Origin of the sequence: Ruminococcoides intestinale (genome assembly GCF_040095935.1) — a bacterium.
In the GTDB taxonomy this organism is placed as follows: Bacteria; Bacillota; Clostridia; order Oscillospirales; family Acutalibacteraceae; genus Ruminococcoides; species Ruminococcoides intestinale.
On record NZ_JBBMFQ010000002.1, the window covers coordinates 358,351 to 380,479 of the forward strand.

The window sequence follows — 22,129 nt, forward strand, 5'->3', positions numbered from 1 at the left end:
GGAGTATAATAGATGAACATTATCATGTTAGGTGCTCCGGGTGCAGGTAAAGGCACACAGGCTGCTGTACTTTGTGAACACTTTGGTATTCCCACAATTTCAACCGGAAACATGATCCGTGAAGCGCTGAAAAACGGCACTGAGATGGGCTTGAAGGCTAAATCCTTTATGGATGAAGGCAAGCTTGTTCCCGACGAAGTAGTAATTGGTATTGTAAAGGAAAGACTTTCTGCCGATGACTGCAAGAAGGGTTTCATTCTTGACGGTTTTCCAAGAACTATTCCTCAGGCTGAGGCTCTGGATAATATGGGTGTTGAGATTCAGCATGTCATCAACATCGACATTTCTGATGAAAAAATCATCAACCGTATGTCCGGACGCCGTGTTTGCGAAAATTGTGGCAGACCTTTCCACATTGTGACTTTAAAGCCCAAAAAGGAAGGTGTTTGTGACGATTGCGGCGGCACCCTTGTTCAGCGCAAGGACGACCACCCCGATACCGTGCTTGCTCGTCTCGAAACATATCACAAAGAGACCGAGCCCCTCGTTTCTTACTATGAGAAGCAGGGTAAGCTTGTTACTGTAAAAGGACAGGACGATGTAGAAGCTACTACAAAGGCTATCCTTGAAGGTATTGAGGCTTAATTCATGGTTGTAGTTAAGACAGCACGGGAACTTTCAAAAATGAAAGATGCCTGCAGAATTTCTGCCGAGGCATTGCGTGTTGCGGGAGAGGCTGTAAAGCCCGGCGTTACTACTTATGAAATAGATAACATTGTCCGCTCATACATCGAGAAACAGGGAGCAGTTCCCTCGTTTCTCGGTTACGGCGGCTTTCCTGCGAGTGCGTGCATTTCCGTTAACAATGTGGTTATCCATGGCATACCCAGTAAAGAACTCGTTTTAAAAGAGGGCGACATAGTAAGCGTGGATGTTGGCGCTTTCTACGGGGGATTTCACGGCGACAACGCCTTTACATTCCCCTGCGGCAAAATCAGTGCAGACGCACAGGCTTTGCTTGACGCCACAAAAGAGAGTCTGTATGAGGGAATTAAACAGGCTCTTGCCTTCAACCGTGTCGGTGACATAGGCAACGCTGTTCAGAAGTATGTCGAAGCTCGCAGTTACTCGGTGGTACGAGATTTTGTCGGCCACGGCGTAGGTGCGAAACTGCACGAAGACCCAAGCGTACCCAATTACGGCACTGCTCACAGAGGAGTGCGGCTTATTCCGGGTATGACTATTGCCATTGAACCCATGGTGAACCAGGGCAGGTGCAATGTGCGTGTTCTTGATGACAAATGGACTACCGTCACTGCTGACGGAAAGCTTTCAGCTCATTTTGAACATACTGTTGCAATAACTCCTGACGGACCTAAAATTATGACTTTGTGCGATTAAAGGTGATTTTATGAACACAGTAAAAGGCAGTATCGTAAAGGCTGTGGCAGGAAGGGAAAAGAACGGCTTTTTTGTTGTTCTCGACTGCGATTCCGTTTTTGCTTACATTGCAGACGGAAAGCGAAGAAAGGTTGAGAAGCCTAAAAAGAAAAAGCTTATTCATATTTCTCCTACAGGAACCGTGATAGAGGGTTCAATCAAGACCAATCCGCAGATAAGAAAAATTTTGAACAATTTTAGAAAGAGCGAGGGTTGACAATATGTCAAAACAGGATGTAATCGAAATTGAAGGTATTGTTAAGGAAGCTTTACCGAACGCACAGTTTAAGGTAGAGTTGCCGAACGGTCACGTGATATTAGCTGTTATTTCAGGCAAACTGAGAATGAACTTCATTCGCATATTGCCGGGCGATAAGGTAAAGGTGGAAATGTCCCCCTATGACCTGACAAGAGGCAGAATTACCTGGAGAACGAAATAATTCGGGTAAAAACACGACTTTTTAGAAAGGAATGATTATACATGAAAGTCAGACCTTCAGTAAAGAAAATGTGCGACAAGTGCAAAGTAATCAAAAGAAAAGGTAAGATTTTAGTTATTTGCGAAAACCCCAAGCACAAGCAGCGCCAGGGTTAATTTACCTAACGAAAACAAAACTATATTTTAGAATTTATATGGAGGTGCAACTATATGGCTCGTATAGCAGGTGTTGACTTACCGAGAGATAAAAGAGTTGAGATTGGTTTGACCTATATCTACGGTATCGGCCGTAAGACTGCAGACGACATTATTGCTGCAACAGGTGTTAATCCGGACACTCGTGTCAGAGATTTGACAGAAGAAGATATTGCAAAGCTCAGAGAATACATCGAGCATCACTGCCGCGTTGAAGGTGACCTTCGCCGTGACATCGCTTATGATATTAAAAGACTTATTGATATTGGTTGTTACCGTGGCGTTCGCCACAGAAAAGGACTTCCTGTAAGAGGTCAGCGTTCAAAGACTAACGCTCGTACTCGTAAGGGTCCCCGTAAAACCATGGCTAATAAGAAGAAGTAAGGAGGGCAAAGGACTATGGCAGCACCAAAGGGTGGTAAGAAGGTTATCCGCCGTCGCCGTGAACGCAAGCACATTGAAAAAGGCGCAGCGCATATCCAGTCTACATTTAACAACACAATTGTTACTATTTCCGATACACAGGGCAACGCTGTTTCGTGGGCAAGCGCAGGCGAGCTCGGTTTCAGAGGTTCAAAGAAGTCAACTCCGTTTGCCGCTCAGTCAGCAGCCGAGACAGCTGCAAAGGCAGCAATGGAACACGGCATGAAGTATGTTGAAGTATATGTAAAGGGTCCCGGTCAGGGTCGTGAAGCTGCAATCCGTGCATTGCAGACTGCAGGTCTTGAGGTAACAATGATTAAGGATGTTACTCCAATCCCGCACAACGGATGCCGTCCTCCAAAGAGAAGACGTGTATAGTATTTTAAAAGGAGGAAAATTCTACTATGGCTAAAAATATGCAGCCTATCGCTAAGCGTTGCAGAGCTCTTGGCATTTCACCCGCAGTTATGGGTTATTCCAAGAAGACTTCCAACAGAAATCCCGGCGGTAAGATGAGAAGAAAAAAGAGCGAATACAGCATGCAGCTCACTGAGAAGCAGAAGGTAAAATTTATCTACGGCATCATGGAGAAGCAGTTCAGAGCTTACTACGAAAAAGCTGAAAAAGCTGAGGGTAAGACAGGTGCTGTATTGCTTACACTTATTGAAAGAAGACTTGACAATGTTATCTTCAGACTCGGTCTTGCAGCTACAAGAAGAGAAGCAAGACAGCTTGTTAGTCACAGCCACTTTACCGTAAACGGTAAGAAGGTAAACATTCCTTCATACCTTGTTAAGGTTGGCGATGTAATCGAAGTTAAGGAGAAGAGCCGTTCAACTGCAAGATTCAAGGCAATCGCAGAGGGCGAAACATCTTCAATTGTAACACCAAAGTGGCTTGAGAAGAACGAAAACCTTCTCGGTGGCAAGGTTGTTGCAGCTCCCCAGAGAGAAGACATCGACTTTCCTGTTGAAGAACACCTCATCGTTGAGTTGTACTCCAAGTAATCTTATATTTCACAGGCAGATTACACACAGATGGGCTGCTTTTGCAGTCGCATAATGTTTAGGAGGATTCGCGAATGATAGAAATTGAAAAGCCAAGAATTGAAACCGAGGAATTAACCGAGGATGGAAAGTACGGCAAGTTTGTTGTTGAACCGCTCGAGCGTGGTTTCGGCAACACACTCGGCAACAGTTTGCGCCGTGTGCTGCTTTCCTCTCTTGAAGGCTGTGCTGTTACATCAATCAAGATTGACGGCGTTCTTCACGAATTTTCAACTATTCCCGGCGTAAAGGAAGACGTTACGGAAATTGTTCTTAATATGAAAAGTCTTGTTGCAAAGCTCCATGAAACAAGTCCCAAGGTTATAGAAATTGCAGCCGAGGGTCCCTGTGAGGTAAAGGCTGCCGACATCAAATGTGATGATGAGGTTGAAATTCTCAACCCTGAACTCCATATTGCTACACTCGGTGAGGGTGCTAAGCTCAATATGGAAATCACAGTTGACAAGGGCAGAGGATATATTCCTTCAGAGCGCAACAAGCAGTTAAGCGGCAACAATGTTATTGGCGTTTTGCCGATTGATTCGATTTATACTCCCGTGTTAAAGGTAAACTATACAGTTGATAACACTCGTGTAGGTCAGATTACTGACTATGACAAGCTCACTTTGGATGTTTGGACAAACGGAGTTATCAATGCTCAGGAGGCTGTTTCTCTTGCAGCAAAGGTTCTTACCGAACACCTTAACCTTTTTGTTAACCTTTCCGACAAAGCTTCAAGTGCTGAAGTTATGGTTGAGAAGGATGACAAGGGTAAGGAAAAGATTCTTGAAATGACAATTGAAGATCTTGATCTTTCAGTTCGTTCTTTCAACTGCCTCAAGCGTGCAGGCATTAACACGGTAGAGGATTTGATCAACAAGTCCGAAGAGGATATGATGAAAGTGCGTAACCTCGGTAGAAAATCTCTCGAGGAAGTTGTACAGAAGCTCAATTCTCTCGGTTTTAGTCTTCAGAAGGAAGACGAATAACTTCCCAAAGTCTTTGACAGGCTATTCTGTCAAATTCTTACCAACAAACTCAACGGTAAAGGAGTGAAAGAAATGCCAGGTACAAGAAAATTAGGAAGAACTACTGCACAGAGAACTGCAATGCTTCGTGCTATGGTTACTTTCCTTTTGGAAAACGGCAAAATTGAAACAACTCTTACTCGTGCCAAGGAAGTTCAGGCTATGGCAGAGAAGATGATTACTACAGCTAAAGAAGATACTCTTCACAACAGACGCCTTGTTTTGGCTTTTGTTACTAAGGAAGATGTTACAAGCAAGCTCTTTAAGGAAATTGCTCCAAAATACAGCGATAGAAACGGTGGCTATACAAGAGTTACTAAAATCGGTCCCCGTCGTGGTGACGCCGCTGAAATGGCAATTATCGAGCTCGTTTAATTCTTTTTAAGTTAATACAAGTTCAATTTGACTCCCGACTTTTTAGTCGGGAGTTTTTGCGTTTGTTTCAAAATGTAGGCTCTTTTACTACCCCGACTTTTATTATAGAGCCCAAAAAGTTCATCAGCAGGCGAACACGGTACGGTGCTGTATTGAAATTGTATGAACAACTACAATAATACGCTCGGGCATAAATGCTTTTTATTTGTCAAACTGTATTCACGAACAGGAAACGGGGGTGCGCCGTGCTTTTGTACAAACAAGTCAGGCTGTGAAGAACGAAGTCTTAAACTTCATTTCTTCACAGCCTCATTTTACGATTTTAAAAGCAATTCAATTTTTAGTTGGCAACCTAATCTTTATAAGATGAGCTGAGCTTAAAACCGCTCGCAGGCTTACCCTTTTTGTCGATAAGGTTCTTACTGTCGCTTGCTCTGCAGGCTACTTCCCAGTGATAACTTGGTGATGTTGAGCCGCCGCCTTTAACTTCATATACTACGGTCATAAACGTACCGCCGTTCGTGTAGTCATAACCGTCACCGATGTTGACGCCGCTTAAAGAAATCTCTCCGGCAATCTTTATGTTGAGCATAGCTCCGTTTTTGGCGGGTTCAGACATTTTTGCACTTTTGCAGGTAAGCTTTGATGAATCATATTTGATCCTTGCCTGATAGTTTTCGAGAACTGCCGGTGTTGTCAGATTGTATGTGCATACAATTGTGTCACCGACATTGAATGTTTTGCCGCCGATTTTAAGCGACTTGCTGTTGTTATCAGATTTTGATGAATCCGACTTTGAAGATGAACTGTTATTATTTTTGTTGCTGTTGTTATTTTTATTGCTGTTGTTATTATTCTTATTACTGTTGTTATTAGTTTTGCCTGAGTCTGTTTTTGAAGAACTGTTGTTAATAGTTTTGCTCGTTTCACTTTTTTCAATAACGGAACTCTGCTGACTGTTTGAATTTTTGCCTGAAGAACTGCCGCCTGAGTTTTCGGAGTTATTGCCTGAATCGCCTGACTTGCTGTTGCCGCCGGCGTTGTTGTTTACAGGCACAGCTTTTGTTTCTTTAACATATTCAGTGTTGCCCTGAGCGTCTGTTACAACCTCGGTGTATGTTTCAATTTTTGTTTCAATCTGAGTATCTATGCGTGTTTCGTGAACAATCTCTGTTGCTTTCTGTTCATCCGAATTTTCTCCGCAACCACTCATAACGCTTGCAGCCATAGTTGAAAAAGCCACAAGTGATGCAAGTGCCGCAATAAGACAATAGTTTTTCTTTTTGCCGTAGTTACGCATTATGCCACTTCCTTAATGTGATTTAAAAATTCTGTAAGTGTTACCGTATCTTTACCATAATATTATATCAAATTAATCAACGAAAATAAAGAAATTTCGCAAAATTGTACCGTTATATATTGAAAAATTACTTGTATTAATTTTATGCAAATGGTACAATAATTTTGACGTATGTGATTAACAAGTGAACTTTTTGTGAACATATCTAAAAGTTCCTTATTGATATAATTTTTTAGGAGTGATTATAGTGAGGACAACAAAAAAGCGATTTCAATTGTACTTGCTGGTTTGATGACCGTTGGCGGTATGTCGGTATTTTCTGTTTCTGCCGCTCAAACATCAACACCGACTCTTTCATTTAAAACTCAGAATGCACTTTATGCACACGCAGTAAGCGGTTCTGACGATTCTGACGCATGGGTTGCATGGCAATGTAAACACAACGAGGATATGGAGGAATTGAATACTAATAGGAAGTATTTCTTCCTTCCAAGCAGTGTTTCGTCAACAAGCGTTGAGCTTTATAACGCATATTCAAAAAGCGTTACGGTTAATAATGTAACTATACCGTCAGGCGAGTCGAGAGAGGTTTCGTACACAATTGATAAGGCAGGCAATGTTACTGCCGACGGAAAAACCTATTCCCTCACATTCTTAAAGTCCTCTGCCGAGTCTGCAATCTATGTAAACAACAGCAACGCTGACGGCAACGGTAAGGAACTTATCTCTTATCTTAACGAGGATAAGAGCAACTATTCCTCTGCAACAGGCGCTATTGTTGACAGGAACGGCAAGATTGACAATACTTCAATCAAGAAAATCAAGGGCAGAGGCAACTCAACATGGGGCAAGGCTAAGAAGCCTTACAACATCACATATTCCGATAAGGTTTCAATCGGCGGTATGTCAAAGGGCAAAAAGTTCTCTCTTCTTGCAAACTATCAGGATGATTCACTCACAAGAAACCGTTTTCTTTATGACCTTGCAGATGCAGTAGGAACTCCATATGCTTCGGATTCAAGATATGTTGATTTCTACTCAGACGGTTATTACTGGGGTTCATATCAGATGACCGAAAAAATTGAGGTGGGTAAGAGTGCCCTTGTCAACGACATTGACGATACTGCATACCTTGACGCTGACGGCAATGTAAACAAGGATTTCCCGTTCCTTTGTGAAGTTGATTCCGGTGCTGTAGACGGTGAAGATTACTATGTAAAATGTGATGACGGTATCAAGGTTACAATTAAAGCTCCTGAGCTTTCGGAAGGCGACAAGGGCTATAATGAAGTTAAGAACTATGTCCGTGAAAAGTATAATGCTTTTTACAGAGCCGCTAAAAAAGCAGACTCCGACCTTTCACAGTATGCTGATGTTGATTCATGTGCAAAGCTGTGGCTTATAAATGAACTCGGTAAAAACTGGGATTCAGGTGTTTCAAGCGTTTACTTTGTTTATAAGCAGGATTCCGACGGTAACTATAAGTTCTTCGGCTCACCTGTATGGGACTACGATAATGCGCTCGGTAATGCTGCAGGCAGTGCTTGGGATCTTCAGAACTTCGGCGTTAAGGATTACACACAGTATTCAGGCTGGTGGTGCAGATTCAAGGACAGACAAAAACGCTCCCAGAGCAGCACCAACATTATTAACAACATTTCAAGAAACACTCAGGTTAATAAGGCTGCCGTAAATATCTGGTTTGAGCAGTTTGTTCCTGCAATCAACTATTTTGCAGGCAAGACCACATCTTACAAGGGCTCTGACGAATTCTATACAAAAACACAGTATTTTGACCTTCTCAAGGACAGCGGTGCGATGAATTACAAAAGCGGCTGGCATATAAGAACGAGCAGTTGGATTTGTGACCACACATCAATGAACAAGGCTGACTTTGATATGACAACAGGTACATATACCGTAAGTAACACTAAGACAAGCTACAATCAGGGCAGTTTTACGGATATGTATAACTATGCGGCTGATTGGATGACAAGCCGTGCGGCATGGATCAGCAGTAAGTGGTTTAGCGAGTACACTCCTTCCGCTAAAATCGGCGATGTTGACGGTGACGGCGAAGTTACTGTAATGGACGCAACTCTTGTTCAGAAGTACATTGTAAGTCTTGAAACACTCACAGACAGTCAGCTCAATGTTGCCGATGTAAACGGTGACGGTGAAATCAGCGTTCTTGACGCAACACAAATTCAGAAGATTGTCGTAAATCATGTATAATTCAAGCACAGAATCGGGCAGGAAACTGCCCGATTTTTTGTTATTGTTTTGAAAATTTTTGTACAAGCCACAGAATGTAAAATTTTACAGATCAAAGATTGAAATTGTGTTGTGAATAATATATAATGAGTGTAATCAAAATTTTTACACAGATTTATACATATGCACAATAACAGGATATAAGCATTTTAAAAGGACGGAGAAATCATGAGAAAAACTAAGATAGTTTGTACCATCGGACCTGCCTGCGATTCAAAAGAAATGATGCGTAAAATGATTGACGCAGGTATGAATGTTGCCAGAATCAATATGTCACACGGCGTTTATGACCGACTTGAGGTTACAATCAAAAATCTTAAAGAGGCAATTGCAGAGAGTGGTCAAAATGTTGCAATTCTGCTCGATACAAAGGGTCCTGAGGTCAGAGTCGGCACATTCAAGGACGGTTCTGTTGAACTTGTCGAGGGTGCAGAGTTCAGTCTTTTTAAAAACAAAGAAGAGGGCGACGAAACAGGTGTAAGCCTTTCGTTTCCTAAGCTTGTTGATATTTTTGAATCCGAAGGTCAAAAGGCAATCGGCAGAGAGCTTTTGCTTGATGACGGTATTATCTCGCTTGTCGTTAAGTCGGTAAATCCCGAGTCAATCGTTTGTACCGTAAACAAGGGCGGTGTGCTTAAAAACCGCAAGAGTATCAACATTCCGGGCTACTTTATCAATATGCCGTATGTAAGCGCTCAGGATAGAAAGGACATTGAGTTCGGTCTTAACCACGGTGCAACAGTTGTTGCTGCATCATTTGTCCGCAATCACGATGATGTTAGAACTCTTCGTGACTTTATTGACAGCCTCGGCTATGAGTATGTTGAAATTATCGCAAAGATTGAAAATCAGAGCGGTGTTGACGATATGGACGCAATCATTGATTACGCAGACGGTATTATGGTTGCCCGAGGAGATATGGGTGTTGAAATTCCGTTTATCAAGCTGCCTGAAATTCAGAAAACAATCATCAGAAAGGTTGTTTCAAGAGGTAAGTATGTAATCACTGCAACCCAGATGCTTGAGAGTATGACAACGGCTCCCCGTCCTACAAGAGCCGAAATCAGCGATGTTGCCAATGCAGTTTATGACGGCACAAGCGCAGTAATGCTTTCGGCAGAATCCGCCGCAGGTAAGTACCCGATTGAAAGCGTAAAGGCACTTGACGCAATTTGTTCGGAGGCTGAGGAAAACGGTGAATTTACCGCACTTCATGAGTATGTGGAAGAACACGGAATGAAGGACACTAACCCAATCAGATCAAGTATCTGTAAAGCTGCAAAGAATATTGCACAGGCAGTAGGCGCAAAGGCTATTATTGTTGAAAGTGCAACAGGTCGAGTTGCAAGAGCGATGGTTCATTACAGACCTGACTGTCCCGTTATTGCAGTTGCAACATCACAGCTTGTGTGCAGAAAGCTCTGTCTTAACTGGGGTGTTATGGCTGTCATGGGCGAAGAAAAACGCACATCTGATTCAATTACGAAACAGGCTATGGAAAAGGCACTCAGCACAGGCGTTGTCAAAAAAGGTGACACGGTTGTTGTGCTTTCATCAAACAAAACCTGCCCGACTTCAAGCACAGATTCACTTAATGTAAGGATTCTTTAATATGAAAAATATAGTTTTAATCGGAATGCCTGGATCGGGCAAAAGCACAGTCGGTGTGTTGCTTGCCAAGGCGCTGGGTTATTCCTTTGTTGATGTAGATTTGATAATCTGCAAAGAGGCAGGAAAGCCGTTGCAGGAGATTCTTGATAATGAAGGCCTTGACTTTTTCCTCCACCTTGAGGGAAAAATCGGTGCAGAGCTTGACTACGACAAGACCGTTATCGCAACAGGCGGTTCAATGGTTCTCAGTGAAAATGCCATGGAAAACCTCAGAAAAAACGGCAAGGTAGTTTTCATTGATGTTGACCTTGATGAAATCAAGCGCAGAGTTACAAATATCAAAACAAGAGGCATTGCATTCGGTAAGGGTGAAACTCTTGATGATGTGTACAGAGTGCGTTATCCGCTCTATAAAAAGTATGCCGATATCACGGTGTCAATGGAGCTGAGCAGTATCGAAACCACGGTTGATGCAATTGTTGAAAAGCTGAAGCTTGAAAAACAGAATTAAAGAAAAAGTAAAAGCGTCCGTTATTCGGGCGCTTTTGTTGTTAAATATGAAAATTTTTATGAATAAAAATATGCAGGGATTCATTGAACGCCACATTCGGAAAATCGGTGTGCTAAACCGACATTTTGTCCCGAATGGCGGTGAGAATTTTCTTTTCCCGCCGACTGATTTGAACCTGCGTCATGGAAAGAATTTTGGCGGTTTGAGTTTGTGTTTTGCTCCGATAGTACCGCAGTTGAATTATTTTTCGGTCGGTGTCGCATAGGGATTTTACTGCCTGTTCAAGCGACAATCGTTCCGAGATTTCGTCTTGAATATCATCTGTAGGAACATCAAGCTGTGGGTTGCCCTCGCTGTCATATTCGGCAGTCAGGGAAAGAGGAACTCTTGTGCTGTTGAGTGCGTCAATGATTTTTTCCTCGCTTGTATCAAGCCTTTCGGCAAGCTCGCTCACGGTGAGTTCTCTGCCGTTTTTCAGCTTGCTTTCATTGTTAAGTCTTGATATTGCAAGTGAAAGCTCCTTTAATGTGCGGCTTACCCTGATTGCACCGCCGTCACGGAAAAGTCGCTTAATTTCGCCCATAATTACAGGAAAGGCATAGGTTGAAAACTGCAGGTTACGGCTTTCGTCAAAGTTATTAATCGCCTTTGCGAGTCCGAGACAACCAGATGCAAAAAGTTCTTCGTACTCTATTCCTTTGCCTGAAAATCGTTTGCAACAGGCATGGACAAGTCCCATATTTTTGTCGGCAAGTTTATTTTTATCGGTCATTTTCCGAACCTATATTTTTTTCAAGAGTTACGGTTGTTCCGCTGTCGGGCTTTGAACGGACACGCACCTTGTCGCAAAAGCTCTGCATAACTGCAAAGCCGAGTCCTGCCCTGTCCTCCTCGGGAGCGGTTGTAAACAACGGTTCCATTGCCTTTTTAATATCGGAAATTCCGCAGCCTTTGTCACGGATTGTGATTATCACCTTGTTTTCAGAGGTAATTTTTCCGTTTATGTAAATTTTTCCGCTTTGGTGGCGGTAGCCGTGAACAATGCAGTTTGTCACAGCCTCGGACACAGCGGTTTTTAGGTCGCTGAGTTCGTTCACGGTAGGATCAAGGCTCATTACAAATGCCGACACAACGCACCGTGCAAAAGCGTCATTACAGCTTTTTGACGGCACGCAAAGTTTCATTTCATTTACTGTTTTCATCTCAACACCCCCAAACTTTCAAGTCCCGACATTGAAAAAAGCCTGTACAATCTGTCGGGAATATTAATCACACGCAATGCTCCGCCGACAAGCTTCATCTGGCGGTATCGCCCCATTACAAGACCTATGCCCGATGAGTCCATAAACGATACTTTTGAAAAATCAAGGCACAAAAGTTTCGGTTTGTTTGTCTGAACGGCGGCGTCAATTTTTGTGCGTATTCCTGCCGCCGAATCGTGGTCAATTTCGCCGTCAATGTATGCCGTGAGAATATTATTTTTAAATTCCGTTTTCAGCAATTTTATCAGTCCTTCTAAAAAATAAGAGCTCCGCACCTGTTATCTTAATGATAATAAGTGCGGAGCAAAAAATTTGTTTTATTCTGTTGTAACGAAAAATTTACTTTTCGGCTGATTCGTTTTCAGCCTTAACTTTATTGATAATATACGGACGGATTTCGCCTGCAAGGTAGAGCGAACCGCAGATTACAACTGCACAATCGGTCTTTTCAGCCTGTTCAAAAGCCATATCAAATGCGTGTTCGGCACTTTCAAAGGTTACCGTATCGTCAACAAATCTTGCATACTGTTGCATAAGCTTTGCAGGGTGCATTGCCCTTGGATTGTGAACGGGGACTGTGTAAACTCTGTCAAAAACTCCGTCAAGCAGTTTTACCGAAGTGCTGACATCCTTGTCGGCAAGCATACCCGTGATTGCAATTATATACTTATTCGGAAGGAATTTTTGGATTGCCGATTTAAGCGCCTCAATTCCGTTAGGATTGTGAGCACCGTCAAGCAGAACAATCGGCTTTTCACTCAACAGCTCAAGTCTTGCGGGGTTGACAGCCTTTGCAAAACCGTTTGCAATCTGCTCATCTGTTATTGAAATCAGAGAATTGCAACGGAGCATATCAAGTGCCGCAAGTGCGGTTTTTGCATTTTCAAGCTGATGATCACCCGAAAGCGGAAGGTCAATTTCAACACCGTTAAACATAAAGCGACTGCCCTTTAAGGTGGTTTCGATGACATCAATATTAACGCTCTCGCTCGTTGCAAGCGGAATTTTCTTTTCTCTTGCAGTTGATTCAATAACCTTCATTGCACGGATATCCTGCTTTGAAGTAACCGCCATTGAGTCGGGCTTGAAGATTCCACATTTTTGCTGTGCAATTTTTTCAATTGTTTCACCGAGAATTGCCGTGTGGTCAAGTCCGATTGTGGTGATAACGGCACAAAGCGGTGATTTTATAGTATTGGTGCAGTCGAGCAGACCGCCCATTCCTGTTTCAAGAACAACAATGTCACAATCTGCATTTGCGTGTATATAAAATTGAAGAGCGTTGACATACTCAAATTCTGTGATGATTGTGCCCTCTTCACGCAGTTGCTCGATAATAGGGAAAGTTTTTTCAACCGCATCCGTGAGAACGGACTCGCTCACCATACAATTGTTTATTTGTATCCTCTCACGAAAATCCGTGATATACGGTGAAATGAACAAGCCTGTTTTGTAGCCTGCCGCAACAAGTGCGGATGAAAGCATAGCACAAACCGAGCCTTTGCCGTTCGTACCTGCAATGTGTATAAATTTCAGCCTGTCCTGCGGATTTCCGAGCCTGTCAAGTAAAATTCTCATTCGGCCAAGTCCCGGACGAGAACCGAATGTCAAAAGTGAATGAATTTTTTCAACAGCATTTTCGTATGTCATTTACAACAGCTCCCTGTAAATCTCATTTTTCTTAAAGCCTGTTATACTTGCCGCCTCTTTTGCCGCCTCGGTGGGCTTTGCACCGTTTTCAATCAGCTTGCGGGCGGTTTCAACCGCAAATTCAAGGGTGTATTCTTCGGATTTTTCCTCTTGCTTTTTGCCCTCAAGCACAAGCACAAATTCGCCCTTCAGACTGCCGTCTGCATAATTTTCCGCAGCATATTTTGTTGTGGTGCGGATTACTTCTTCGTGAACTTTGGTGAGTTCACGAACAATCGAAAGCTTTCTGTCACCGAAAAAGTTGTACAAATCTCGGAGAGTTTGCGGAAGCTTGTGTGGTGCTTCATAGAAAATCATTGTTCTGTGTTCGTTTTTCAGACTGTCAAGATGCTCGTTGCGGCTCTTTTTGTTCACGCTCAAAAAGCCTTCAAATGTGAATCTGCCTGTTTCAAGTCCCGAAACCGCAAGTGCGGAAATCACGGCACTCGGCCCGGGAATCACCACGGTTTTTATTCCACGCTCCTCGCAGAGCTTTATCAAATCTTCACCCGGATCGGAAATGCACGGCATTCCGGCGTCCGTTACAATTGCACAATTTTCGCCCTGTTCAATTCTGTTGCAGATGATTTCGCCACGCTCACGCTTGTTGTGTTCAAAATAGCTCACCATAGGCTTTTTTATGCCGAAATGATTCAAGAGCTTAAGCGTTACCCTTGTGTCCTCTGCCGCAATGAAATCAACCGATTCGAGGGTTTCTGCGGCTCTCGGTGAAAAATCTCCGAGGTTGCCGATCGGCGTTCCCGTTACATATAAAATTCCGCTCAATTTATATAGTCCTCCTTGTAACTGCCGTAGATGTTCAGCATTTCTTCGGAAAAGTTTCCGCTTTCGTCCTCAATAAACAGGGTTGGCATAACCTCAAGAAATCCCCTTTTGCCGCCCCTTCTGCCTTCAAGCAAAAAGAGCTTCGGGGCTTTTGATTTTCGCTGTTGAACAAGCCTTAATTTTTTCGGCTCAACCGAATATTTACGCATTGCCTCCATTGCATCGGCAAGCCTTTCGGGGCGTTGACAAATGCAGAGCCGTCCTCCAAACTGCAAAAGCGACGAACCGCAACGGCACACATCGTCAAGCGTACATTCGGATTCGTGCCTTGCAACAAGCTTTGCGTTCTCGGGATTTGTAATTCCGCCTCCGCTGATTTTGTAGGGCGGATTGCAGGCAACAAGGTCAAACGAGCCGAGCGGTAATGCACCGTCAAGCTTTTTTAAGTCCGAGTTTACAATTCTGATTTTGTCCTGAAGATTGTTGTATTCAAGACTTTGTGAAAACAGCTTGCAGGCATTCTCCTGTATTTCTACCGCCGTGATATCAAGGCGGTTGTTGTTTTTGTACCACAAAAGCGGAATAGTTCCGCAACCCGTGCCGATGTCAACACATTTTTTTGCACCGATTTGCTTTGAAAAATCGGCAAGTAAAATTGTGTCCGTTGAAAAACGGTAGCTGTCTGACACATATATTTTAATACCGCTGCCAAGCGGTTCAAGGTGTTTATTATTCATCGGTATTCCCCTGAAAACAGTAATTAAAAAGCGGCAAGGAAATCCCTGCCGCCTGTCTTTGTGGATTAACCCTTAATCAGCCTTCCTGTGGAGCGCCGACGGGGCAAACTTCAGCACATGAACCGCAATCAACACAAGCGTCTGCATTGATTTCATACTTGCCGTCGCCTTCTGAAATAGCGTCGCAAGGGCAGTTGTCTGAACAAGCACCACACATGATGCAATCGTCACTGATAGTATATGCCATAGGGAAATACCTCCTTCATGAATTTCACCTTTATTGTAACATAAATTTTGAAAAAAGCAACCTTTTGGAAAGAATTTTATATTTTAAACTGAAAACAGTTCTTTTTTACTGCAACTTGACGAACGCTGTACGCATTACAAAAAATTATTCAAGTCCCTTGAATTTTTCCATTTCCTTTTTGTCAAGCTTGATGTAGCCGTCCTTAACAAGCTTGCATTGCTTGACTGTGAATGATTTCGGAGCGGCATCTTCGGGAGTGTTGTTTAACTTAACCTTTAAAGTTCCTGCAATCAGGTTGTTTTCAACAACAAGACCTCTGCCTTCGGGAGTATTTACAATTGCTCCTACCTTTGGGGTGTGTTTAAGAAGGTCTGTGTATGCCTCCTGTTCATATTTAAGACAGCACATAAGTCTGCCGCAGGTTCCCGAAATTTTAACGGGAGAGAGTGACAGGCCCTGCTCCTTTGCCATTTTGATTGAAACGGGCTGGAACTCGCCCATAAAGCTTGCACAGCAGAATGGTTTACCGCAGATGCCGAGTCCCCCGAGCATTTTTGCCTCATCACGCACGCCTATCTGGCGAAGTTCAATTCTTGTTCTGAATACACTTGCAAGGTCTTTTACAAGAGCACGGAAGTCAACTCGTCCGTCAGCCGTAAAGTAGAAAAGAATTTTGCTGTTGTCAAATGTGTATTCAACATTTACAAGCTTCATTTCAAGCTTGTGGTTGGCAATTTTCTGTTCACAGATTCTGTATGCTTCCTTTTCTTTGAGTTTATTTTCCGCAAGGTGATTCAGGTCTTTTTCGGTTGCAATTCTGATTAACGGCTTGAGCGGATGCGAAATTTCCGCATCGTCAACGGTCTTGTTCGGAGTTGCAACCTCTCCGCACTCAAGACCTCTTGCCGTTTCAACAATTACCTTGTCGCCTGTGTTAAGTTTATTGTCAAGCGGATCAAAGTAATACACTTTGCCGACTTCTTTAAATCGTACTCCGATTATCTCTGCCATGAAATCCTCCTGTATTCTCCGCACAGCCAAGTTGTGAGAAGATTTATATTTATGTGTTTCGGTATTTTCAGTTTTGCGTTCTCGGTAAGCTCAATCATAGAAATCAGCTTTGCCCGAGTAAATCGTCTTGCAAGCTCCCCGCCATATTCCTCGTCAAAAACCGCATCCGCTCCGACGCTTTTTGCCATTCCGTCACGCAGAATCAGCTTTACGACAAGCAGAATTTCGTCTGCAAGGTTTTTGTCGCTGAGGGCATAGAGTGCCTGCATAAGGTTGTACTCCCGTGTCGATAAAATTCCTTTTACAATTTTCTTTGCGCCTGCAACCGCATCCTCACTGAAAACATCTTTTGTTTTCAGACGGAATACACTTGAACGGGAGAGAATTGTCGGGAGCAGTTTCTTGGAGTTTTCGCAGAGCATAATGAAATATACATTCTGCGGAGGTTCTTCAAGAAGTTTCAAAAACGAGTTTTGAACAATGTCCGAAAGCCTTGTGTCGGCAAAAGGAAAGATATACACCTTTGCATCTGCCTCATTCGGCTTTATGACAGAGTCACCGATTATCTCTCTCATCTGCTCAATTGAATTTTGTTTTCTGTCATTTGGAAGTTCAACATATTTAATGTCGGCGTGTGCCTTATTCTTTGCCTTGTGACATTGCTCACAATGACCGCAAGGCTTTACTGGTTCGGTACACACCGCATACATTGACAGAAACACGGCAAGGTTCATCGCCTTTTCGCTGTCCCTGCTTTCTATTACAACAGCGTGGGGAACTCTGCCCTGAATATCAAGGGTGTTGAAGGTTTGTTTTATATTGTTGTCAAAATCAAAACCGTCAAAATTCAAAATCCCACCTCCGCTTATTTATCACATTTATTATATCATTTTATTTTTGCAATTTCCACAATTATTTTAAGGCTACGGTATTGGTAACAATTTCGCCCTTGTCGGTGATGTCGATAATGCCGTAGGACGCATAGTATCCGTGGCATGAACCGGGGTTCATAATATACAGACCGTCCTCATAGAGTGTGAGAGGCATATGTGTATGACCAAAGAGGAGAATATCCGCTCCTGCTTCTCTTGCGGCGGAGGTAATGCGGTAAAGTCCCGATTTTGCGTCATAGAGATGTCCGTGTGTTACAAAGATGGTTTTACCGCAGACTTTAAAAATCTCCTTTGACGGAAAAAAGCTGTTCCAATCGCAGTTGCCTCTTACGGCAACAATCATTTTGTCTTTGTAATTATCTTTTAAAAACCGCTGTTGTTCTTCACCGTCACCGCAGTGAACAATTATTTCCGCCTTGCGCTGTGCGTCAACGGCTTTGATAAGACTGCGAAGATCTCCGTGAGTGTCCGAAACTACCAAAATACGCATTGAAAATTCTCCGTTCTAAAAATAAAATTTCCGCATAGTATATGTTGAGGTGTTGGTATGTCTGATAATAAAAAAGTTAATAAACTGCTCGGTGAGGTATCGAAAAAGTACGGTATCTCTAAGGAACAGCTTGAAAGTGCCGCACAAAGCGGTAACATAGAAAATCTTTTGAAAAATACAAATCCGAATCAGTCAAAGCAGATTGAGAGCGTTCTGTCGGATCCCGAAAAAGCAAAGAAACTTTTGCAAAGTCCTCAGGCTCAGGCGCTGATGAAACTGCTCGGCGGTGAATGATATGTCTGATTTACAGGATAAGCTCAATCAGATTTTGCAGAACCCCGAGGCAATGAAACAGGTGCAAAGTCTTGGGGCACAGCTTGGTCTGACGGGTGAGCAAAAACAACCGCCAAAGCCGAAACCGCCCGAAAATAACCTTATGTCAGTGCTGGGCGGTGACGACACAATCGGCACAATTGCCAAATTTGCACCGCTTTTAAGCTCACTGAACAACAGCGATGACACCACCCGACTGCTTGATTCGCTCAGACCGTTTCTTTCACATGAACGGCAGGAAAAGCTTGATAAAGCCGAAAAGATGCTGAAATTATTCCGTCTTATGCCGTTACTGCGTGAAAACGGATTGTTCTGACAGGAGGTGATTTTTTGCCGAGTTTTGAAGAGGAGGCTTTTAACCGAGCACAGCAGATGCACCGAAAGCCGCAATTCAATCGTGAAGCACCAAGAAGGGAAGTTCCGAAACAACCCGAAAAGCAGGAAGAACCAAAGTCCGAAATTCCCGAACCGCCCGTTCCGAAAAAGGATGACGGTCTTTTGAATCTGATGTTCAAAAACAAGGAACAGAGCCTAATTCTTTTGCTTGTGATACTGCTTATGGAGGAAAACACCGATCCGTCAGTTCTGCTTGCGCTGATGTATCTTCTGATGTGATTATCGGATTTGTCCGTTTCCTCTGATGATATATTTTGAGCTTGTAAGCTCGTTAAGTCCCATAGGTCCTCTTGCGTGGAGCTTCTGGGTTGAAATTCCGATTTCTGCACCGAGTCCGAATTCTCCGCCGTCGGTAAAGCGAGTTGATGCGTTTACATAAACCGCCGCAGAATCAATTCGTGCCGTGAACTCGTTTGCACTGTTGTAGTCGCTTGTCACAATGCATTCACTGTGACCTGTACTGTACTTCTGAATGTGAGCAATTGCATCATCAAGGCTGTCAACAACCTTTACGGCAATGATATAATCGAGAAATTCGACTCTATAATCTTCTTCCGTTGCAGAAACAACGCAGTCGCCGAGAATCTGTTTTGTTCTGTCACAGCCTCTGATTTCAACATTCTTTTTATCAAGCTCTGCTTTGATTACAGGCAGAGCTTTTTCTGCGATATCCTTGTGTACAAGCAATGTTTCAAGCGCATTGCATACAGATGGGCGAGAGGTTTTGCCGTTGAAAACAATATTCTTCGCCATTTCAATATCTGCACTCTTGTCAACATAGATATGGCAGTTACCCACGCCTGTTTCGATAACGGGAACCTTTGCATTTTCAACAACGCTTTTGATAAGTCCTGCACCGCCACGGGGAATGAGCACATCGAGATAATCGGAAAGCTGCATAAGCTCTGTTGCGCTCTGTCTTGTTGTGTCCTCAACAAGTGCTACGCAGTCACGGGGAAATCCTGCCTTTTCAAGTGCATCACGCATAACCTTTGCGATTGCCATATTTGAATGAAAAGCCTCTTTACCGCCACGAAGAATTACGGCACTGCCTGCTTTAAGGCAAAGAGCCGCCGCATCGGAAGTTACATTAGGTCTTGCCTCAAAGATGATTCCGATAACACCCATCGGAACTGTTACCTTTTCAATCTGCAAGCCGTTTTTGAGGGTTCTGCCGTCAAGAACTCTGCCCACGGGATCGGGTAAAGCCGCAACCTGTCTTACCCCGTCAGCCATACCGTTGATTCTCTCCTCCGACAATCTGAGTCTATCGAGAAGTGACGCCGTAAGACCGCTTTTTTCGCCGTTCTCAAGGTCAATTTTGTTAGCTGCAAGAATTTCTTCGCAGTTTTCGCAGAGTGCGGCTGCAATTGCACCGAGGGCAATGTCCTTTTTTGAACCGGCTGTCATAAGAAATCTTGACGCATCTTTTGCCTTTGCTCCCATTTGTTCAAGTGTAGTCATAATTTTCCTCCGATTATTTAACAGGTAAAAATTTTGTTCCGATTTTGTTTCCGTCAATTACTTCATAAAGATTTTCGGGATTTGAGCCGTTGATAACGCTGACCTCAACACCTCGTTTTGTGGCATAATCAGCCGCCTGAAGCTTTGTAATCATACCGCCTGTACCACGGTTTGAGCCTGTGCCTGCCGCCATTTCAAAAATTTCCGCATTGATTTTTTCGATAATATCAAGCTTTTTGGCATTTGGATTTGTTCGTGGGTTTGAATCGTACAGACCGTCAATATCCGTAAGAATAATGAGTCTGTCTGCGGCAACAAGTCCTGCGACAATTGCGGAAAGCATATCGTTATCACCGAAATTGTTGCCTTCAAGCTCATCAATCGTAACGGTATCGTTTTCGTTGATTACGGGGATAATGTTCATTCTGAGAAGCTCGTCAATTGTGTTGATAACATTCTGCCTTTTCTGTTCTGTTTCAACAGCGTGGCGGGTAAGCAGCAGCTGAGCAACAGAGTGGTTGTACTCGCCGAAAAGTTTGTCATACATAAACATAAGCTCACACTGACCGATTGCGGCAAGAGCCTGTTTTTTCTTGGTTTCGGTAGGTCGCTTGTCAAGACCTGCCTTGCCCATTCCTACTGCAATAGCACCCGAAGAAACGAAGATAACCTGTTCTCCGCGGTTCTGCAAATCGGAAAGCACCTTGCAAAGCTGTTCAACTCTTCTGTAATTTATTTTTCCGTTTTCATAAGTCAGCGTTGAAGTACCAACCTTGATTACGGTACGCTTTTTCTCCATAAAAACACCTGTTTCATTGCAGATTTTCATTTTTGCACTTTTTCATTATGTACAATTAAAATAATTATAACATAATGTACACGATAAATACAACACTTTACATAACAAAACCCCGAAGTTTTGGCACTTCGGGGTTGGTTTTGTATTTAATTTAGTGAGGATATCTGTTGATAAGCTCACGGAGGTCATACGGAGTCGCCTGATAAACGAAATAGTTGAGCCAGTTTGTGTAGAGCAAGGTTGCGTTGCTCCTCCAAATCATCGGCGGAGTTTTTGACGCATCGTCATTCGGAAAATAATTGTAGGGAACATTCGGATTGAGTCCCTTGTTTTTATCTCTGAAATATTCCTTGGCAAGGGTGTCACGGTCATACTCTGCGTGACCTGTAACAAACACCTGTCTGCCGTTTCGACTGCAAATTACGCATGAACCTGCAATCTCGGAAACAGCAAGTACTTCAAGCCCTCTGCATCTTTTCAACGCCTCTTCATCAATTCCCGTATGCCTTGAATGAGGGATTGTGAATGTATCGTCAAAGCCTCTCATAAGCTTGTGATGCGGAACAAGCACCTTGTGGGTGTAAATTCCGCTTAATTTTTCGGGCAAAAGGTGCTTTTTTATGCCGTAGTGATAATAAAGACCTGCCTGAGCGCCCCAGCAGATGTGGATTGTTGAACACACATTATGCTTTGACCACTCCATAATTTCACAAAGCTCACCCCAATAATCGACCTCTTCAAAGTCGAGCTGTTCAACAGGCGCACCCGTGATAATCATTCCGTCAAAGCTTTCGTTCTTCACCTGATTAAATGTCTTGTAAAAAGTTGTCAGGTGATGCGGAGAGGTGTTTTTAGAGGTGTGTGATGCCATCTGCAAAAGCTCGATATCAACCTGCAGAGGACTGTTGCCGAGCAGCCTTAAAAGCTGGGTTTCGGTTTCGATTTTTGTCGGCATCAGATTCAGAATAAGAATTTTCAGCGGACGGATATCCTGCCTGAGAGCAACCTCGTTCGGCATTACAAAAATATTTTCCGATTCCAGCACCTTGATTGCCGGAAGATTACTTTGTACCTTGATTGGCATTTTCTCACCACCTTTTGTTTATCTTAAACTGTCAATCTTCAAAATATTCATGAGGAACAGGCTTGTATTTTCTTATGATACTACTTAAATTGAGTTACAAAAAGAAATAACTTCGGCTTTCATCTGTTCACTCGTTAGCTCACCTTTGGCAAAACGAGCCTGAATAAGTTTTACCTCTTTGGAAACAGGAACACCCTCAATACTGTTTACGGCATTTGCAATTTTTACTGCACGCCTACGCTTTTTTAAATCAACCGACTGCATTCCCGTCACCTCCGAAAATATTATTGACTTTA

31 protein-coding genes are annotated in these 22,129 nt (G+C 43.2%); 16 read left to right on the top strand and 15 right to left on the bottom strand.

Features of this window, described 5'->3' with window-relative positions:
- Positions 1-12 precede the first annotated feature (12 nt).
- The 10 genes from WMO31_RS05395 (at position 13) to rplQ (ending at position 4,946) form a co-directional block, all read left to right on the top strand.
- Complete coding sequence (locus WMO31_RS05395) at positions 13-645, top strand: adenylate kinase (RefSeq protein WP_015523204.1); 633 nt, start codon at positions 13-15, stop codon at positions 643-645.
- Between the two features lie 3 nt (positions 646-648).
- On the top strand, positions 649-1,401 hold the full coding sequence (gene map, locus WMO31_RS05400; RefSeq protein WP_015523205.1) for a type I methionyl aminopeptidase: 753 nt from the start codon (positions 649-651) through the stop codon (positions 1,399-1,401).
- Positions 1,402-1,411: 10 nt separating this feature from the next.
- Entirely contained in the window at positions 1,412-1,657 is a 246-nt protein-coding gene (locus WMO31_RS05405; protein ID WP_015523206.1) for a KOW domain-containing RNA-binding protein, read from the top strand.
- Positions 1,658-1,661: 4 nt separating this feature from the next.
- Positions 1,662-1,880, top strand: a complete 219-nt coding sequence (gene infA, locus WMO31_RS05410; protein ID WP_015523207.1) for a translation initiation factor IF-1 — start codon at positions 1,662-1,664, stop codon at positions 1,878-1,880.
- Positions 1,881-1,921: 41 nt separating this feature from the next.
- Positions 1,922-2,035: a 50S ribosomal protein L36 gene (gene rpmJ / locus WMO31_RS05415; RefSeq protein ID WP_015523208.1), complete on the top strand. Its 114-nt coding sequence runs from the start codon at positions 1,922-1,924 to the stop codon at positions 2,033-2,035.
- A 54-nt stretch (positions 2,036-2,089) separates the two neighbouring features.
- Positions 2,090-2,458 carry a 30S ribosomal protein S13 gene (gene rpsM / locus WMO31_RS05420; RefSeq protein WP_015523209.1) on the top strand — a complete coding sequence of 123 codons (369 nt, stop codon included), beginning with the start codon at positions 2,090-2,092 and terminating at the stop codon, positions 2,456-2,458.
- A 15-nt stretch (positions 2,459-2,473) separates the two neighbouring features.
- Positions 2,474-2,875 carry a 30S ribosomal protein S11 gene (rpsK, locus tag WMO31_RS05425; RefSeq protein WP_015523210.1) on the top strand — a complete coding sequence of 134 codons (402 nt, stop codon included), beginning with the start codon at positions 2,474-2,476 and terminating at the stop codon, positions 2,873-2,875.
- A gap of 26 nt (positions 2,876-2,901) precedes the next feature.
- Positions 2,902-3,504 (top strand): 30S ribosomal protein S4, encoded by a 603-nt coding sequence (gene rpsD / locus WMO31_RS05430; RefSeq protein ID WP_015523211.1) that lies wholly within the window; start codon positions 2,902-2,904, stop codon positions 3,502-3,504.
- A gap of 74 nt (positions 3,505-3,578) precedes the next feature.
- A complete protein-coding gene (locus WMO31_RS05435) occupies positions 3,579-4,532 on the top strand; it encodes a DNA-directed RNA polymerase subunit alpha (RefSeq protein WP_015523212.1) in 954 nt (317 codons plus the stop codon).
- A 72-nt stretch (positions 4,533-4,604) separates the two neighbouring features.
- Positions 4,605-4,946 carry a 50S ribosomal protein L17 gene (gene rplQ, locus WMO31_RS05440; RefSeq protein WP_015523213.1) on the top strand — a complete coding sequence of 114 codons (342 nt, stop codon included), beginning with the start codon at positions 4,605-4,607 and terminating at the stop codon, positions 4,944-4,946.
- Positions 4,947-5,298: 352 nt separating this feature from the next.
- On the opposite strand, the gene WMO31_RS05445 is transcribed toward rplQ, so the two are convergent.
- The gene (locus WMO31_RS05445) at positions 5,299-6,246 is read right to left on the bottom strand and encodes a cohesin domain-containing protein (RefSeq protein WP_303675513.1); all 948 of its coding nucleotides are present in this window, start codon (positions 6,244-6,246) and stop codon (positions 5,299-5,301) included.
- 306 nt (positions 6,247-6,552) lie between these two features.
- Here WMO31_RS05445 and WMO31_RS05450 point away from each other — a divergent pair, with 306 nt between their 5' ends.
- The 3 genes from WMO31_RS05450 (at position 6,553) to WMO31_RS05460 (ending at position 10,642) form a co-directional block, all read left to right on the top strand.
- Entirely contained in the window at positions 6,553-8,481 is a 1,929-nt protein-coding gene (locus WMO31_RS05450) for a CotH kinase family protein (protein ID WP_367999347.1), read from the top strand.
- Positions 8,482-8,688: 207 nt separating this feature from the next.
- Positions 8,689-10,131 carry a pyruvate kinase gene (gene pyk / locus WMO31_RS05455; protein ID WP_021883478.1) on the top strand — a complete coding sequence of 481 codons (1,443 nt, stop codon included), beginning with the start codon at positions 8,689-8,691 and terminating at the stop codon, positions 10,129-10,131.
- Between the two features lies 1 nt (position 10,132).
- Entirely contained in the window at positions 10,133-10,642 is a 510-nt protein-coding gene (locus WMO31_RS05460) for a shikimate kinase (RefSeq protein WP_101070506.1), read from the top strand.
- A 112-nt stretch (positions 10,643-10,754) separates the two neighbouring features.
- Here the strand turns inward: WMO31_RS05460 and WMO31_RS05465 are convergent, their stop codons facing one another.
- The 10 genes from WMO31_RS05465 to WMO31_RS05510 all read right to left on the bottom strand — a co-directional run bounded on the left by WMO31_RS05465 (position 10,755) and on the right by WMO31_RS05510 (position 17,757).
- Complete coding sequence (locus WMO31_RS05465) at positions 10,755-11,414, bottom strand: sigma-70 family RNA polymerase sigma factor (RefSeq protein ID WP_303806642.1); 660 nt, start codon at positions 11,412-11,414, stop codon at positions 10,755-10,757.
- Positions 11,404-11,844: an anti-sigma F factor gene (spoIIAB, locus tag WMO31_RS05470; protein WP_367999348.1), complete on the bottom strand. Its 441-nt coding sequence runs from the start codon at positions 11,842-11,844 to the stop codon at positions 11,404-11,406. The genes WMO31_RS05465 and spoIIAB overlap by 11 nt, the downstream gene beginning before the upstream one ends.
- Positions 11,841-12,143: an STAS domain-containing protein gene (locus WMO31_RS05475; RefSeq protein ID WP_021883474.1), complete on the bottom strand. Its 303-nt coding sequence runs from the start codon at positions 12,141-12,143 to the stop codon at positions 11,841-11,843. The genes spoIIAB and WMO31_RS05475 overlap by 4 nt, the downstream gene beginning before the upstream one ends.
- 100 nt (positions 12,144-12,243) lie before the next feature.
- Positions 12,244-13,554 carry a bifunctional folylpolyglutamate synthase/dihydrofolate synthase gene (locus WMO31_RS05480; protein WP_367999349.1) on the bottom strand — a complete coding sequence of 437 codons (1,311 nt, stop codon included), beginning with the start codon at positions 13,552-13,554 and terminating at the stop codon, positions 12,244-12,246.
- Positions 13,555-14,379 (bottom strand): 16S rRNA (cytidine(1402)-2'-O)-methyltransferase, encoded by an 825-nt coding sequence (gene rsmI / locus WMO31_RS05485; protein WP_117847070.1) that lies wholly within the window; start codon positions 14,377-14,379, stop codon positions 13,555-13,557. It lies immediately after the preceding gene.
- Positions 14,376-15,116 (bottom strand): tRNA1(Val) (adenine(37)-N6)-methyltransferase, encoded by a 741-nt coding sequence (locus WMO31_RS05490; RefSeq protein ID WP_304015515.1) that lies wholly within the window; start codon positions 15,114-15,116, stop codon positions 14,376-14,378. Before WMO31_RS05490 ends, rsmI begins: the two co-directional genes overlap by 4 nt.
- Positions 15,117-15,192: 76 nt before the next feature.
- Positions 15,193-15,363 carry a 4Fe-4S ferredoxin gene (gene fdxA / locus WMO31_RS05495; protein WP_367999350.1) on the bottom strand — a complete coding sequence of 57 codons (171 nt, stop codon included), beginning with the start codon at positions 15,361-15,363 and terminating at the stop codon, positions 15,193-15,195.
- Positions 15,364-15,507: 144 nt separating this feature from the next.
- On the bottom strand, positions 15,508-16,374 hold the full coding sequence (locus tag WMO31_RS05500) for a PSP1 domain-containing protein (RefSeq protein ID WP_303806641.1): 867 nt from the start codon (positions 16,372-16,374) through the stop codon (positions 15,508-15,510).
- Positions 16,362-17,225 (bottom strand): DNA polymerase III subunit delta', encoded by an 864-nt coding sequence (locus tag WMO31_RS05505; RefSeq protein WP_303806640.1) that lies wholly within the window; start codon positions 17,223-17,225, stop codon positions 16,362-16,364. Before WMO31_RS05505 ends, WMO31_RS05500 begins: the two co-directional genes overlap by 13 nt.
- A 61-nt stretch (positions 17,226-17,286) precedes the next feature.
- Positions 17,287-17,757 (bottom strand): metallophosphoesterase, encoded by a 471-nt coding sequence (locus tag WMO31_RS05510; protein WP_117519783.1) that lies wholly within the window; start codon positions 17,755-17,757, stop codon positions 17,287-17,289.
- A gap of 57 nt (positions 17,758-17,814) precedes the next feature.
- On the opposite strand from WMO31_RS05510, the gene WMO31_RS05515 reads away from it, so the two are divergent.
- The 3 genes from WMO31_RS05515 to WMO31_RS05525 are packed head-to-tail and all read left to right on the top strand — an operon-like array spanning position 17,815 to position 18,705.
- Complete coding sequence (locus WMO31_RS05515; RefSeq protein WP_015523224.1) at positions 17,815-18,051, top strand: hypothetical protein; 237 nt, start codon at positions 17,815-17,817, stop codon at positions 18,049-18,051.
- Position 18,052: 1 nt separating this feature from the next.
- Positions 18,053-18,406, top strand: a complete 354-nt coding sequence (locus WMO31_RS05520; RefSeq protein WP_021883467.1) for a hypothetical protein — start codon at positions 18,053-18,055, stop codon at positions 18,404-18,406.
- 14 nt (positions 18,407-18,420) lie between these two features.
- Positions 18,421-18,705 (top strand): hypothetical protein, encoded by a 285-nt coding sequence (locus WMO31_RS05525; RefSeq protein WP_021883466.1) that lies wholly within the window; start codon positions 18,421-18,423, stop codon positions 18,703-18,705.
- Here WMO31_RS05525 and WMO31_RS05530 read toward each other — a convergent pair whose 3' ends face one another.
- The 4 genes from WMO31_RS05530 to WMO31_RS05545 form a co-directional block, all read right to left on the bottom strand.
- A complete protein-coding gene (locus WMO31_RS05530; protein ID WP_117949377.1) occupies positions 18,706-19,950 on the bottom strand; it encodes a glutamate-5-semialdehyde dehydrogenase in 1,245 nt (414 codons plus the stop codon). It lies immediately after the preceding gene.
- Between the two features lie 13 nt (positions 19,951-19,963).
- Positions 19,964-20,779: a glutamate 5-kinase gene (proB, locus tag WMO31_RS05535; RefSeq protein WP_015523227.1), complete on the bottom strand. Its 816-nt coding sequence runs from the start codon at positions 20,777-20,779 to the stop codon at positions 19,964-19,966.
- A 121-nt stretch (positions 20,780-20,900) separates the two neighbouring features.
- Positions 20,901-21,833 (bottom strand): homoserine O-acetyltransferase MetA, encoded by a 933-nt coding sequence (metA, locus tag WMO31_RS05540; protein ID WP_117949375.1) that lies wholly within the window; start codon positions 21,831-21,833, stop codon positions 20,901-20,903.
- An 84-nt stretch (positions 21,834-21,917) separates the two neighbouring features.
- Positions 21,918-22,097: an antitoxin VbhA family protein gene (locus WMO31_RS05545; protein ID WP_117949373.1), complete on the bottom strand. Its 180-nt coding sequence runs from the start codon at positions 22,095-22,097 to the stop codon at positions 21,918-21,920.
- Between the last annotated feature and the right edge of the window lie 32 nt (positions 22,098-22,129).

What these genes read in the sequence shown, in the direction of transcription:
- WMO31_RS05395 (WP_015523204.1), top strand. Translation starts at nt 13, where the DNA reads ATGAACATTATCATGTTAGGTGCTCCGGGTGCAGGTAAAGGCACACAG.
- map (WP_015523205.1), top strand. Translation starts at nt 649, where the DNA reads ATGGTTGTAGTTAAGACAGCACGGGAACTTTCAAAAATGAAAGATGCC.
- WMO31_RS05405 (WP_015523206.1), top strand. Translation starts at nt 1,412, where the DNA reads ATGAACACAGTAAAAGGCAGTATCGTAAAGGCTGTGGCAGGAAGGGAA.
- infA (WP_015523207.1), top strand. Translation starts at nt 1,662, where the DNA reads ATGTCAAAACAGGATGTAATCGAAATTGAAGGTATTGTTAAGGAAGCT.
- rpmJ (WP_015523208.1), top strand. Translation starts at nt 1,922, where the DNA reads ATGAAAGTCAGACCTTCAGTAAAGAAAATGTGCGACAAGTGCAAAGTA.
- rpsM (WP_015523209.1), top strand. Translation starts at nt 2,090, where the DNA reads ATGGCTCGTATAGCAGGTGTTGACTTACCGAGAGATAAAAGAGTTGAG.
- rpsK (WP_015523210.1), top strand. Translation starts at nt 2,474, where the DNA reads ATGGCAGCACCAAAGGGTGGTAAGAAGGTTATCCGCCGTCGCCGTGAA.
- rpsD (WP_015523211.1), top strand. Translation starts at nt 2,902, where the DNA reads ATGGCTAAAAATATGCAGCCTATCGCTAAGCGTTGCAGAGCTCTTGGC.
- WMO31_RS05435 (WP_015523212.1), top strand. Translation starts at nt 3,579, where the DNA reads ATGATAGAAATTGAAAAGCCAAGAATTGAAACCGAGGAATTAACCGAG.
- rplQ (WP_015523213.1), top strand. Translation starts at nt 4,605, where the DNA reads ATGCCAGGTACAAGAAAATTAGGAAGAACTACTGCACAGAGAACTGCA.
- WMO31_RS05445 (WP_303675513.1), bottom strand. Translation starts at nt 6,246, where the DNA reads ATGCGTAACTACGGCAAAAAGAAAAACTATTGTCTTATTGCGGCACTT.
- WMO31_RS05450 (WP_367999347.1), top strand. Translation starts at nt 6,553, where the DNA reads ATGTCGGTATTTTCTGTTTCTGCCGCTCAAACATCAACACCGACTCTT.
- pyk (WP_021883478.1), top strand. Translation starts at nt 8,689, where the DNA reads ATGAGAAAAACTAAGATAGTTTGTACCATCGGACCTGCCTGCGATTCA.
- WMO31_RS05460 (WP_101070506.1), top strand. Translation starts at nt 10,133, where the DNA reads ATGAAAAATATAGTTTTAATCGGAATGCCTGGATCGGGCAAAAGCACA.
- WMO31_RS05465 (WP_303806642.1), bottom strand. Translation starts at nt 11,414, where the DNA reads ATGACCGATAAAAATAAACTTGCCGACAAAAATATGGGACTTGTCCAT.
- spoIIAB (WP_367999348.1), bottom strand. Translation starts at nt 11,844, where the DNA reads ATGAAAACAGTAAATGAAATGAAACTTTGCGTGCCGTCAAAAAGCTGT.
- WMO31_RS05480 (WP_367999349.1), bottom strand. Translation starts at nt 13,554, where the DNA reads ATGACATACGAAAATGCTGTTGAAAAAATTCATTCACTTTTGACATTC.
- WMO31_RS05490 (WP_304015515.1), bottom strand. Translation starts at nt 15,116, where the DNA reads ATGAATAATAAACACCTTGAACCGCTTGGCAGCGGTATTAAAATATAT.
- fdxA (WP_367999350.1), bottom strand. Translation starts at nt 15,363, where the DNA reads ATGGCATATACTATCAGTGACGATTGCATCATGTGTGGTGCTTGTTCA.
- WMO31_RS05500 (WP_303806641.1), bottom strand. Translation starts at nt 16,374, where the DNA reads ATGGCAGAGATAATCGGAGTACGATTTAAAGAAGTCGGCAAAGTGTAT.
- WMO31_RS05510 (WP_117519783.1), bottom strand. Translation starts at nt 17,757, where the DNA reads ATGCGTATTTTGGTAGTTTCGGACACTCACGGAGATCTTCGCAGTCTT.
- WMO31_RS05515 (WP_015523224.1), top strand. Translation starts at nt 17,815, where the DNA reads ATGTCTGATAATAAAAAAGTTAATAAACTGCTCGGTGAGGTATCGAAA.
- WMO31_RS05520 (WP_021883467.1), top strand. Translation starts at nt 18,053, where the DNA reads ATGTCTGATTTACAGGATAAGCTCAATCAGATTTTGCAGAACCCCGAG.
- WMO31_RS05530 (WP_117949377.1), bottom strand. Translation starts at nt 19,950, where the DNA reads ATGACTACACTTGAACAAATGGGAGCAAAGGCAAAAGATGCGTCAAGA.
- proB (WP_015523227.1), bottom strand. Translation starts at nt 20,779, where the DNA reads ATGAAAATCTGCAATGAAACAGGTGTTTTTATGGAGAAAAAGCGTACC.
- metA (WP_117949375.1), bottom strand. Translation starts at nt 21,833, where the DNA reads ATGCCAATCAAGGTACAAAGTAATCTTCCGGCAATCAAGGTGCTGGAA.
- WMO31_RS05545 (WP_117949373.1), bottom strand. Translation starts at nt 22,097, where the DNA reads ATGCAGTCGGTTGATTTAAAAAAGCGTAGGCGTGCAGTAAAAATTGCA.